At 62.3% G+C, this 12,356-nt stretch carries 11 protein-coding genes; 3 read left to right on the forward strand and 8 right to left on the reverse strand.

The genetic code is table 11. The annotated features are described in order from the left end of the window. Window position 1 precedes the first annotated feature (1 nt). Window positions 2–781: a type II secretion system protein N gene (locus NCR98_RS13680; protein ID WP_250492855.1), complete on the forward strand. Its 780-nt coding sequence runs from the start codon at window positions 2–4 to the stop codon at window positions 779–781. Between the two features lie 223 nt (window positions 782–1,004). On the opposite strand, the gene NCR98_RS13685 is transcribed toward NCR98_RS13680, so the two are convergent. Together NCR98_RS13685 and NCR98_RS13690 are read right to left on the reverse strand one after the other, a co-directional pair. After that, on the reverse strand, window positions 1,005–2,579 hold the full coding sequence (locus NCR98_RS13685; RefSeq protein ID WP_250526424.1) for an efflux transporter outer membrane subunit: 1,575 nt from the start codon (window positions 2,577–2,579) through the stop codon (window positions 1,005–1,007). Between the two features lie 190 nt (window positions 2,580–2,769). Next, window positions 2,770–3,051 carry a hypothetical protein gene (locus NCR98_RS13690; RefSeq protein WP_244826651.1) on the reverse strand — a complete coding sequence of 94 codons (282 nt, stop codon included), beginning with the start codon at window positions 3,049–3,051 and terminating at the stop codon, window positions 2,770–2,772. Window positions 3,052–3,250: 199 nt separating this feature from the next. On the opposite strand from NCR98_RS13690, the gene NCR98_RS13695 reads away from it, so the two are divergent. Together NCR98_RS13695 and NCR98_RS13700 are read left to right on the forward strand one after the other, a co-directional pair. After that, window positions 3,251–3,751: a MarR family winged helix-turn-helix transcriptional regulator gene (locus NCR98_RS13695; protein ID WP_250466233.1), complete on the forward strand. Its 501-nt coding sequence runs from the start codon at window positions 3,251–3,253 to the stop codon at window positions 3,749–3,751. A gap of 96 nt (window positions 3,752–3,847) precedes the next feature. Beyond that, window positions 3,848–5,407 carry a DHA2 family efflux MFS transporter permease subunit gene (locus tag NCR98_RS13700; RefSeq protein WP_250526425.1) on the forward strand — a complete coding sequence of 520 codons (1,560 nt, stop codon included), beginning with the start codon at window positions 3,848–3,850 and terminating at the stop codon, window positions 5,405–5,407. A gap of 3 nt (window positions 5,408–5,410) precedes the next feature. Here NCR98_RS13700 and NCR98_RS13705 read toward each other — a convergent pair whose 3' ends face one another. The 6 genes from NCR98_RS13705 to dksA all read right to left on the reverse strand — a co-directional run bounded on the left by NCR98_RS13705 (window position 5,411) and on the right by dksA (window position 11,930). Next, entirely contained in the window at window positions 5,411–5,920 is a 510-nt protein-coding gene (locus NCR98_RS13705; RefSeq protein WP_250526426.1) for a hypothetical protein, read from the reverse strand. A gap of 141 nt (window positions 5,921–6,061) precedes the next feature. Beyond that, the gene (gene gshA, locus NCR98_RS13710; RefSeq protein WP_250526427.1) at window positions 6,062–7,675 is read right to left on the reverse strand and encodes a glutamate--cysteine ligase; all 1,614 of its coding nucleotides are present in this window, start codon (window positions 7,673–7,675) and stop codon (window positions 6,062–6,064) included. Between the two features lie 147 nt (window positions 7,676–7,822). Further along, window positions 7,823–8,911, reverse strand: a complete 1,089-nt coding sequence (gene ada, locus NCR98_RS13715) for a bifunctional DNA-binding transcriptional regulator/O6-methylguanine-DNA methyltransferase Ada (protein WP_250526428.1) — start codon at window positions 8,909–8,911, stop codon at window positions 7,823–7,825. Between the two features lie 352 nt (window positions 8,912–9,263). Then, the gene (gene hslU, locus NCR98_RS13720) at window positions 9,264–10,610 is read right to left on the reverse strand and encodes an ATP-dependent protease ATPase subunit HslU (protein WP_244826657.1); all 1,347 of its coding nucleotides are present in this window, start codon (window positions 10,608–10,610) and stop codon (window positions 9,264–9,266) included. A 24-nt stretch (window positions 10,611–10,634) separates the two neighbouring features. Then, window positions 10,635–11,171, reverse strand: coding sequence for an ATP-dependent protease subunit HslV (gene hslV, locus NCR98_RS13725; RefSeq protein WP_244826658.1), 537 nt, complete (start codon window positions 11,169–11,171; stop codon window positions 10,635–10,637). Between the two features lie 342 nt (window positions 11,172–11,513). Continuing rightward, window positions 11,514–11,930 (reverse strand): RNA polymerase-binding protein DksA, encoded by a 417-nt coding sequence (gene dksA / locus NCR98_RS13730; RefSeq protein WP_035962045.1) that lies wholly within the window; start codon window positions 11,928–11,930, stop codon window positions 11,514–11,516. Between the last annotated feature and the right edge of the window lie 426 nt (window positions 11,931–12,356).

The raw sequence follows: 12,356 nt of genomic DNA on the forward strand, positions 1-12,356 counted from the left end.
CATGAGCTATTGGACTCGCCGAATCCGGTACGCGCTGCCGGCTTTTTTTGTGATGATCTTGTCGGTCGCCGGCACGCTGCTTGTAATGCTGCCCGCCGCCTGGATCACGCCGCAATTCGCGCGCGTAACGGGCGGCCGCGTGAATCTCGTCGATCCGGCGGGTTCGCTCTGGCGCGGTTCAGCCACGCTCATGCTCGCGACGGGCGGCGACGTTTCCGGCGCGACGCTGCTGCCGGGGCGTATCGAGTGGACGACGGCGTTTTGGCCGCTTTTCACGGGCCGCGTTCACATGAGCATGCGCCAGAGCGAAGCGATGCCCGACGCCGTGATCGTCGATGCCACGCCGCGCGGCGCGTTTCTTTCGGCTGGCGGGATCGCCGTGCCGGCTACGTTGCTTTCCGGGCTCGGCGCGCCGTTCAACACGCTGAACTTCGATGGTTCGGTGCGGCTCACATGGACCGAGTTCCGCGTGCTCGGCAGGAATGCGTATGGTCAGGTGGTCGTCACGCTTGACGACATGTCGTCGAGAGTATCGCGGGTGAAGCCGCTCGGGTCGTATCGGGTGGCGTTGCAGGCGCAGGGTGAATCGGCGGAAATCGATCTCACGACTACGCGTGGCCCGCTCCTGCTGAAGGGAAACGGCACGGTGTCGCAGGGATCGACGGCGTTCAACGGCACCGCGACGGCGGCGCCCGAGCAGCGCGAGAATCTGGCGGGACTGTTGAATCTGCTAGGCCGGCATACGGATCAGGATACGGTGGCGCTGACCTTGGTGCGGTGAGGCGGTGCTGGCTTTCCGATGTCTTTAGTGCCGGTGCGGTTGTGCAAGTTGTCTTTCCAACGGCGCTTCGGATTGAGCGGTTCGTGCGCGCACGTTGAACAACGAAGGCGCACTGAGCGCACCGCTTGCGCTCGCGAGATTTTTTGCTCAGCTGGCTTGTGCTTGCTTGCCCGCAACGCGGCGCACCAGGCAACACGCATGCGTTCGAGCTTGCACGGGCGTTTTAGTCGGCTGACGCGCGCTTGTCGTTAGCCGATAGCGTCTGACTGACGATATCGGAAGCCGAAGCCGAAGCCGAAGCCGAAGCTGGCGCCTGCGCCGCCCCCGTTTCCTGATCCATCTGCGCGACATCCCACCCGCCGCCTAGCGCCTTCACCAATCCCACCGACGAGACCATCCGCTGTCCCGCGATATTCGCCAGCTTCTGCTGCGCCGTGAACGCCGTGGTTTGCGCGGTCAGCACGTTGATGAACGCGACCGTCCCCGCCTTGTACTGATTGTTGATGATCGCGAGCGCCTGCTGCGCCGACTCCACCGCCTGCTGCTGCACGACGACTTCCTTCTCGAGAATGCGCAGCGAAGCGAGATTGTCTTCGACATCCTGAAACGCCGTCAGCACCGTCTGCCGATACGTCGCGACATTCTGGTCGTAAGCGGCACGCGCGGCGTCCGTGCGGGCGGCGCGCAAACCGCCATCGAAAATGGTTGCGGCGATGTCCGGGCCGAGCGTCCAGAAACGCGACGGCGCGCGCAGCAATTGCGACAACACCGAGCTTTCGAAGCCGCCCTGCGCGGAGAGCGTGAGCGTGGGAAAGTACGCCGCGATTTCCACGCCGATCTGTTCGTTCGCCGCCGCAGCCTTCCGTTCGGCCGATGCGATATCCGGCCGCCGTTCGAGAATCGCGGATGGCATCTGCGCGGGCACGGTCGGCGGCGTGGCTTCGAGCGGCATCTGCGCCAGCGAGAAGGTCGAAGCCGCCTCGCCGATAAGCACGGCGATGGCATGCTCGTACTGCGCGCGCGCGACGCCGTTATCGATTGCCGATGCCTGCGCCGACTGCAACTGCGTCTGCGCCTGAATCACGTCCGAGCGCGCGACGATTCCCTGCCCATACTGATTCTGCGTGAGCTTCAGCGACTGCTGATAAGCGGCGACGGTATCGTCCAGAAGCCGTTGTTGCGCGTCGAGCGAGCGCAACTGGAAGTAGGTCTGCGCGAGCGTGCCTTGCGCGGACAGACGCGCGTTCGCAAGATCGGCTGCCGCGCCCTGCTGGCCGGCCTTCTGCGCCGATACCGTGCGGCTCACGCTGCCCCAGAGATCAGGCTCCCAAGTGGCATCGAGCGACGCGCTGAAGCTGTTGCCGACGGTGCTGGAACTGTTGCCGAACGTAGAGGTGCTCGTGGAACGCGTGCCCGCACCTTGCCCAGAGCGCGATCCCGAAGCCGACGCACCGATGGTCGGGAAATATGCCGCGCGCGCCTCGCCGACGAGCGCCCGCGCCTGCCGATAGGCCGCCGCATATTGCGCAACCGTCTGGTTCGACTGATTCAGCCGCGCTTCGAGGTCGTTGAGCGTTGCGTCGTCGTAAATGGTCCACCACGTTCCGCGATCGGTTTGATCGGCGGGCTGCGCGACTTTCCAGCCTTCGGGCGCTTCCTTATAGGACGCGGGCATTGCCGTGGTTGGGCGCTGATAGTCGGGGCCGACCGCGCAACCGGCGAATGACAACGCCAGCGTGGCCGCAAGCGCAGTGGCGGAAAGGCGCAGCGAGGATGAAACAGCGAGGCGAGACGGCATCTGCTTTCGAAATTCCTGTCGGCGGCGCTTCGTCCGATACGACGAATGCGACTGCCGAGATGGTAACGGAACGCTCGCGAAGCAGGTCGTGGGATTTGCGTGCGAGCGTCAGGCAGACGTTAGGGTAACGGCTTCGGCGTAAGGTGGGTGTTACGCGGTGGCGGAAATCGGTTACGACGCGTTACGCGCTTCAGGCGCCGCCTGCTCCGCCGCTACTGGAGCAAGCGCACGGCGCGGGAAGCAAGGTGCGGTTGGATGCACGCGCCGGCTTTTCAGTCTTGCGCCGCTGCCGATTCTCGAACCATCCCATGGCCAGCACGATGAACGAACCGCCCGGCATCAGGAACACGATCAGATACAACGCGAATTTCCACGAGTTCAGATTCGGCGGAACGAACTGACGGGATGCGTTGGCGATCGAGCTGCTGACTTGGCCGAAACGTCGGCCGGCGGTGCGGGCAAAGCGGGTCATCGAAGGGTCCTTGGGGCGTCGCGAACGACGCATCGGGCGATCAGAACATGGTCTCGGGTGGCGCATGTCGCGCGTAACTCGGTGCGTTAAATAATATTGACTATGCAAGTAGTTTTCAAGATACTACCGATTGCTTTTTTCGGAATGTTGCTTTTCCGGGACGTTGCATGGCTTTGCGCGTCGTCCCACGGACTGTCGAATGACCAGCGAACCGCTTTACGATCCGGCCACGATTCAACTCGACACCAGCCTTGGCTACTACCTTGCGAAGGCTCGCAACGTGTTGATCGCGCGAACTGACGAAGCGCTGCGGCCGCTCGATCTGACGTCGCAACAAATCGGCGTGCTGCTTTTCCTGGCAGCGGGTCGAGCGCGCACGCCGCTGGAACTGTCGCGCGAGATGTCTTACGACAGCGGTTCCATGACGCGCATGCTAGACCGGCTGGAGAAGAAGGGTTTCATCGGCCGCACGCGTAGCGACGCGGACCGGCGCATCGTCGAACTGAATCTGACGGACCGTGGCCGCGCCGCCGCCGCGCAACTGCCCGCGCTTGGCGCTGCGGTGCTGAACGAGCAGTTGGCAGGCTTCAGCCGGGCCGAACTCGATCTTCTGACGTCGATGCTAGCGCGCATCATCGGCAATTCGCCTGGTGCTGGCCGCGCAGGTTGTGTCGGATGTGCGGAAGACGCCGAGGAGTGACCAAGCAGCGGCAACGTAGCCGCCAAAAGCCGCGCATTTCGCTGTCTGGGCAGAGAATGCCGCGGCACGGACTTTCGAACGCATAAGAGAAAAGATATGTCGACGACCGCGACTGCCGAACCCGCCACGCCCGCGCCGCGTCCGCTCACGGGCGGCATCCTCGCCTTGCTGACAATGGGCTTGGCGCTCGGCACCTTCATGGAAGTGCTCGACACATCCATCGCCAATGTTGCCGTGCCGACCATTTCAGGAAGTCTGGGCGTCGCGACGAGCGAAGGCACGTGGGTAATTTCCTCGTACTCGGTTGCATCCGCGATCGCCGTGCCGCTCACCGGCTGGCTCGCGCGCCGCGTCGGCGAAGTGAAACTGTTCACTATCTCCGTGCTGTTGTTTTCCGTGGCGTCGGCGCTTTGCGGCTTCGCGCATAACTTCGAATCGCTCATCGGTTTTCGGCTGCTGCAAGGCCTCGTATCCGGCCCCATGGTGCCGCTGTCGCAAACCATCCTCATGCGCAGCTATCCGCCGGAAAAACGCGGACTCGCGCTCGGTTTGTGGGCAATGACTGTCATCGTCGCGCCAATTTTCGGTCCCGTGATGGGCGGCTACATCACCGACAACTACACGTGGCCATGGATCTTCTATATCAATGTGCCGATCGGCATCTTTTCGGCGGCGATTGCGTACTTTCTCCTGCGCGGACATGAGACCAAGACGACGCGACAGCGCATCGACGCCGTCGGGCTCAGTTTGCTCGTGATCGGCGTCGCGAGCCTGCAGATGATGCTCGATCTCGGCAAGGACCGCGACTGGTTCAACTCGACGTTCATCGTCACGCTGGCGCTCGTCGCGGCGGTATCGCTCGCGGTCATGTTCGCGTGGGAAGTGACGGAAAAAGAACCGGTGATCGACCTGTCGCTGTTCCGCGACCGCAATTTCGCAATGGGCGTGATGATCACTTCGCTGGGCTTTCTCGCGTTCTTCGGCTCGGTCGTGGTGTTGCCGCTGTGGCTGCAAACCGTGCTCGGCTATACGCCGTGGCTCGCGGGTCTTGCAACCGCGCCGGTCGGCATACTCGCGCTCGTGCTCTCGCCGATGATCGGGCAAAACATGCATCGCATGAATCTGCGCGTGGTCGCGAGCTTCGCGTTTATCGTGTTTGCGTTCGTGTCGTACTGGAACTCGACCTTCACGCTCGATACGCCTTTTAGCCACATCATCTTTCCTCGTCTGATTCAGGGCATTGGCGTCGCGTGCTTCTTCGTACCGATGACGACCATCACGCTATCGAGCGTCTCCGACGAACGGCTCGCGGGCGCGGCGGGGCTGTCGAATTTTCTGCGGACCTTGTCGGGCGCGATAGGCACGGCGGTCAGCACGACCTTCTGGGAGAACGACATGATCCGCCATCATTCTGTGCTCACGGAGTCGGTGAGCGCCTATTCCCAGGGCACGACCGCTTATTCGGACCTTCTCTCGGGACTGGGGCTTTCAGGGCAGGCACTGACGGCGCAACTGGACCGCGTGGTGTCGGCGCAGGCGTACATGATGTCGACCAACGACTTCTTCCGCATTTCCTTCTATGCGTTTCTCGTGCTCGCCGCGATGGTCTGGCTGACGCGCCCGAGGAAAGGCGCGTCGGCGACGACGGGACACTGACGCCTATTGCGGCGTGAGCGGTTCGCCCGACTGGCCCGGCTGGCTGTCGAGATTGAGCGGTACAGGCTGCGGATTCGTCTGCACGGCTTGCGGCGTTGCGCTCACGGGGCGCGTCGCGCCATTGCGCACGAACTGCTTGAAATCGGCGCCCGCCTGCCACGGACCCGGCTGGCAGCCGAGCGGACTGTCGCAATGCGCGGCGAAACCGATCGTGGCCGTGCCTTCGTTGCTCGGCGTCTTGGTGATTTGATAAGCAAGCGCGCGCTTGCCGCTCGACGGTCCTGCCGTCTGGATGATCGAATCCGTGATTGCCTGAAGCTTGTACTCCGAATGATTCGTCACCCAGACTTGCGCGCGCGCCCACCAGGCGTCGCATTCCAGCTTGCTCATGCAGGTGAGCGGCGCGGTGGCCTGCTCCATCGTCTGACTGCTGACCTGGCCTTCGCTCGTGCAGCTCGCGAGCAGAACCAGCGCTGCCGTCGCCGATACGGCCTTCAGTAATTTGGTGCTCATTGCATCCCCGCTAGTCGATAAGTCCTTGATCATTTTGACTGATCCCGCCGGGCGGCGTTTCTGCGCGTTTCGGGTTGTTTCAAACACGCGTAACGCTTGCCACGCGCACGAGGCGCGGGCAAGGTAAAACTACGCGCCGGTTCAGCGCGCGCCCGCCTTGTAGTCGCGATACGCGGTGACGAATTCGTCGAACGTTTCGGTTTGATTGCGTTCGATCTCGGCTTGCTCTTCCAGCGACTTCGCGGCAAGCGCGGCCATCTCGCCTGCTTCTTCGGGCGAAAGCGGACGCTCGCGGAAGAACTCCGCATGCTGGCGGCTCAAGTCGAGCGCGAAGGCATCGAACGATTGCTGCTTGTCGCGCATCGTCTGAAGCACGCGTGCCGAAGGCGTTAGCGATGCATCGCGAATGCGCGGCCGCAGTGCTTCGAGCACGCGTGTGGTGTCGTTCGTGCCGTCGAGTTGATCGAGGATCTTCGCAACCGGCGCAATGGCGTCGAACAATTCCTCGGCCCATTGCTGCATCGACACGGACGCGCCGTCGCGCGTAAGCGTCAGTCCTGGCTTGCGCCCTTCCTTCGATACCTTGGTGAAGTTGCCGTTCGCTTCGAGATTCGCTTCGCGCGAGAGCAACGGGCTGTCTTCGAGCGCGCAGTAAAGCAGATAGGCGTCGAGAAAGCGCGAAGTGACGAGGGAAATGCCGGTCGGCTCGAACGGATCGATATCCAGACATCGCACTTCGATGTACTGCACGCCGCGATCGGCCAGCGCATGCAGCGGACGCTCGCCCGAACGCGTGACGCGCTTAGGCCGAATGGTCGAGTAGAACTCGTTTTCGATCTGCAATACGTTGGTGTTGATCTGCACCCACTCGCCGTTACGCTGCGTGCCGATGGCCTGATAAAGCGCATATGGCTGGCTCACGGCGTTCGCGAGCACGTCGACATACGCGGCGAGATTGTCGTAACTCGGCAGCAAATCCGCCTGCGCGGGATTGTTCGTGTAGCCGAGATCGCTCATGCGCAGACTGGTGGCGTGCGGCAGATAGAACGTGTCCGCGTCGAGCGCTTCCAGGCTATGTGCCTTGCCTTCGATAAAGCGCCGGTTCAGCACGGGCGATGCGCCGAACAAATACATCAGCAGCCAGTTCGTGCGCCTGAAATTGCGGATGAGCGCGAAATAACGCTCCGACTGGAAGTCTTTCGCCGAGAGCGTGCTCGACGGATCGAGCGCTTGCCACGCGCGCCAGACGTTTTCGTCGAGCGAATAGTTGTAGTGGATGCCCGCGATACATTGCATCGTGCGGCCGTAGCGCAGCGCCAGCCCGCGCCGGTACACGTGCTTGAGCGTACCGATGTTCGACGTGCCGTAAAACCCGAGCGGAATGTCGTCTTCCGGCGGCAGCGAACAGGGCATCGAATCGTTCCACAGCAACTCGTCGCCGAGATGCGCGTAGGCGAAACGATGCAGCAGATCGAGACGATCGAGCGTCAGCGTGATATCCGTTTCCGCTGGCGTGATGAGTTCGACGAGCGCTTCCGAATAGTCGGTCGTGATGAGCGGATGCGTCAGCGCCGAGCCGAACGAACGCGGATGCGGCGTCGTCGCGAGCTTGCCTTCGGGCGTCACGCGCAGGCTTTCTTTCTCGATGCCGCGCAAGCCTTGACGCAACGCGTTGGCGTGCGGTCCGGACGCGAGCGCGGCGAGCCGGCGCTGATAGGCGCCGGCCTTGGGGTGAGCGGATTGCTGGTTTGCCATTGAAGCCGTTGAGCGAGGAGCGCAGGTGTTTCGCGCCCGGTCTTATTTTCGGGTAGCGGGCACTTTAACATCTCGGTGTTCGATGTGCTTGGGCCCAATGGCGACGGGCATTTGCGGGGATTTCCGGGGTTTGCGGGGCGGCCGCGCTCAGGACTTCGCGTCCCTTTGCGCGCGTTCGGTATCGAGCAGGGCCTCCTTGCGCGTCACACCCCAGCGATACCCCGTGATCGCGCCGTCCTTGCCAATCACGCGATGGCAGGGAATCGCGAGCGCCACCGGATTCGACGCGCACGCGTTCGCCACCGCCCGCACCGCGCGCGGCGCGCCGAGCGCTTCGGCGATCTCGGAATAGGTGCGCGTCTGCCCGTAGGGAATGTTGCGCAACGCTTCCCAGACGCGCCCTTGAAACGCCGTGGCGCCGATGTCGAGCGGCAAATCGAAGCGTTTGCGCGTGCCCTGCACGTAGGCCAGAACTTGCGCGACGAAGGGCTGCAGTCGCGTGGCATCCTCGATTCGCTCGGCCATGGCGAATTCCACCGCCAATTGATCGATGAGTGCGCGGCCATCGTCGCCGAAAGCGATCTTGCAGATGCCCTTGTCGGTTGCCGCGACCAACACGACGCCGAGCGGCGTGTCGGCCGTCGTATAGCGCACGGTCGAGCCCGCGCCACGGCGCTTGTAGGCCGATGGCGTCATGCCGAGTTCGGCGGGAACGGCGTCGTACAGACGCGAAGGCGAGCCGAAACCGGCGTCGTTGGTCGCACGGGTGACGTCCCGGCCGTGCTGCAAGGCTTCACGCAGCACGCCTGCGCGCCTCGCCGCCTGATACTGCCGCGGCGATACGCCGACGATGCGCGAAAACAAGCGCTGCAAATGAAACGGGCTGACGTGCACGGCATCGCTCAGTTGCGCGAGCGTCAGGCGCCGCTGCGGATCGGCGTCGAGTACCTTGCACGCGCGCTCGACAATCGCGAGTTCGCGCGGCAGGCCGGTCGGCTGGCAACGCTTGCATGGCCGATAACCCGCCTCGGCGGCGGCATCCGTCGTCTGGAAGAACTCGACGTTCTCGCGTCGCGGCGCCCGCGACGCGCACGACGGACGGCAGAATACGCCCGTGGTGCGCACCGCGAAGAAAAAAGCGCCGTCGGCGCGCGCGTCGCGATCGACCACGGCTTGCCAGCGGCCGGCGTCGGTATCGAAATCAGGGACGATATGAAAGGTTTCCGCGATGTTCATGGCTGCTCCAGTGGAAGGGCGTGAATCCACTGTAAGGCCCTGTGAGAAAGGTTACGCGCCGTTTCTTGCGCTGTCATCGCGCGCCGCGTCCAGCAATTTCAGAATTGTGACGCACAGATGCCACACTTCGGCGCCATAGGGGTTTTTACTAAAAAAACTATTGCGTCGCATCAAGTGGCTGTGTAGTATTGGAACTGTCTCCTCCATGTCTCCTCCTGATATGGATTCAGCCCGCCAACTAGGCGGGCTTTTTTTCGTCTGTCGTTTTTCGCGATGCCGCGCACCGCGTGGCTTTCGGGCGTAAAAAAACCGGGCGTCTGAAGCTCGCCCGGTTCGTTTTTACCGAGTTACATCACAGCACGTAGCGAGAAAGATCCTCGTCCTGCGCCACATCGTTCAGTGCGCGATCCACATACGCCGCGTCGATTCGCACCGGCGTGCCCGCGTGATTCCCCGCCGCGAACGACACTTCCTCCAGCAACTTTTCGATTACCGTGTAAAGCCGCCGCGCGCCGATGTTCTCCGTCTTCTCGTTCACCGAGAATGCGACTTCGGCGAGACGCCGGATGCCGTCATCGGCGAAATCGAGTTCCACGCCTTCGGTCGCGAGCAGCGCCTTGTATTGCTTGACGAGACTTGCATCGGTGGAATTCAGGATCGACTCGAAGTCCTGCACGGACAACGAATCCAGCTCGACGCGAATGGGAAAACGCCCTTGCAGTTCGGGAATCAGATCGCTCGGCTTGGCCAGATGGAACGCGCCACTCGCGATGAACAGAATGTGATCTGTCTTGATCATCCCGTATTTCGTGTTGATGGTCGTGCCTTCGACGAGCGGCAGCAGATCGCGCTGCACGCCTGCGCGCGACACTTCCGCGCCGCCGGTTTCGCTGCGTGACGCGATCTTGTCGATCTCGTCCAGAAACACGATGCCGTTTTGCTCGACGTTCTGCACCGCGCGGCTCTTGACCTCTTCGTCGTTGAGCATCTTGCCGGCTTCCTCGTCGGTGAGCAACTTGAGCGCTTCCTTCACCTTCACCTTGCGGCGCGTCTTCTTGCCGCCGCCGATGTTCGCGAACATCGAACGAATCTGCTCGGTCATGTCTTCCATGCCCGGCGGACCCATGATGTCCATGCCGACTTGCGGCTGTTCGACATCGAGTTCGATTTCCTTGTCGTCGAGCGCGCCTTCACGCAGCCGTTTGCGGAAGGTCTGACGCGTGACGTTGTTGCTGTCCTCGGCCGATTCCGCCGCGCTCGACGCGCCGAAGCCAACCGGCCGCGCGCTCGGCAGAAGAATATCGAGAATGCGGTCTTCGGCGCGATCCTCGGCCTTCGTGCGGACTTTCTTCATCTCGGATTCGCGCGTCTGCTTCACCGAAATCTCGATCAGATCGCGCACGATGCTGTCCACGTCGCGGCCGACGTAGCCCACTTCGGTGAACTTGGTCGCTTCGATCTTGATGAACGGCGCGTCCGCGAGCTTCGCTAGACGTCGCGCGATCTCGGTCTTGCCGACGCCCGTCGGCCCGATCATCAAAATGTTCTTCGGCGTGATTTCCTGACGCAGCGGCTCGGCGACTTGCTGACGGCGCCAGCGATTGCGCAGCGCGACCGCGACCGCTTTCTTCGCGCGGCCCTGGCCAATAATGTGTTTGTCGAGTTCCGAGACGATTTCGGCGGGAGTCATGGTGGTCATCGTTGGTCCTTTGCGCGCGTGCGCTTACTCGATCGTCTCGATGACGCGATTGTGATTGGTGTAGATGCACATGTCGCCGGCGATGGTCAGCGCCTTCTCGACGATTTCGCGCGGAGAGAGTTCGGTGTTTTCGGCGAGCGCCTGTGCCGCGGCTTGCGCGTACGCGCCGCCCGAGCCGATGGCGCAGATGCCGTTTTCGGGATCGAGCACGTCGCCGTTGCCGGTGATGACGAGCGTGGCTTGCGCGTCGGCGGCAATCAGCATGGCTTCGAGACGTCGCAGCATGCGGTCGGTGCGCCAGTCCTTGGCGAGTTCGACGGCTGCGCGCGTGAGATTGCCCTGATGCTTTTCCAGCTTCGCTTCGAAGCGGTCGAGCAGCGAGAACGCGTCGGCCGTGCCGCCGGCGAAGCCGACCAGCACCTTGCCGCCATAGATACGGCGCACTTTCTTCGCGCCGCCTTTCATGACGATATTGCCGAGCGTCACCTGACCATCGCCGCCCAACGCGACTTTGCCGCCGCTTCGCACGGAGACGATGGTCGTGCCGTGAAATTGTTCCATGTGCGTTCCTTGAGAAAACGAAGGACGCGGGCGGCTCGATCTAAAGAACCGCCACGCAGTCGAGAATTCGATGGAGTGCACGGCGCGGGGTTCCGCCCGACTCGAAAAGACGAGCGTCCGGCGCCGCGCACGCGCCGTCGTCGTGAACGGGCGCGTCGGATTCATTTTAGGGCGATGGGGAATTTATCAAGACACGCGATGCGCAGGACGCGCCGCGCAAACAAAAAGGCACACGCGGATGCGTGTGCCTTGCGTGTACCGGAGCGTTCGAACATGCGAATTTCGCGGCGGCGTCTTCCCCGTGGCGGGCGGCCCCGCGACGTTCGCCGAGAGAGACGCGCTTCAGTCGCCGAACAGCTTCTGACGCAGTTCGCGGCGTTCCTGTGCCTCGAGCGAGAGCGTGGCGGTCGGGCGCGCGATGAGACGCGGAATGCCGATCGGCTCGCCGGTTTCCTCGCACCAGCCGTAATCGCCGGACTCGATGCGCGCGAGCGACTGCTGCACTTTCTTCAGGAGCTTGCGTTCGCGGTCACGCGTGCGCAGTTCCAGTGCATGCTCTTCCTCGATGGTCGCGCGATCCGCCGGGTCCGGCACGATCACCGTTTCCCGCAGGTTCTCGGTCGTCTGTCCGGCATTCTTGAGAATGTCGGCTTGCAACTGTTCGAGCCGGTTCTTGAAGAAGGCGAGCTGTTCCTCGTTCATGTAGTCCTTCTCGCTCATCTTCAGGATTTCGGCTTCGGTCAAGAGTTTCGTTGTCATCTGCTTGCTTCTTCAATGTAAGGCGAAGTCTTCCGCAACGCCCCGACTACATTACCCGCATGCAGCGTCATGGCATCACACGACACGTCGATGCGGGGCCGAACTCCTCTGGAAACCGATTACGGATGTGTCCGGTACGCGGGGCATTTTTTTGCATGTCCGCGTTCCGGGCCTTCCTGCGTTGTTTCGATTCGCCTTCCCCCGCTAAATCGAGATAACGCAAAACAGGCCATCCCTTCTCCTGACATCCGACAGCGTAAGGCTCAGATGTGACTTCAAGCCATGCGCCAAACGGATTTGCCCTTCTCCAGTGGGGCTGTATTGTAACTGAACCGCAATTTCCGACGACAACGAGAAAACCCTGTCAATTTATGTCGGAATTTCAAAAATATAACGCGTGGACGTACAAAAAGCGATGCTGCTTCG

This window comes from Caballeronia sp. GAWG2-1, assembly GCF_023631405.1.
In the GTDB taxonomy this organism is placed as follows: Bacteria; Pseudomonadota; Gammaproteobacteria; order Burkholderiales; family Burkholderiaceae; genus Caballeronia.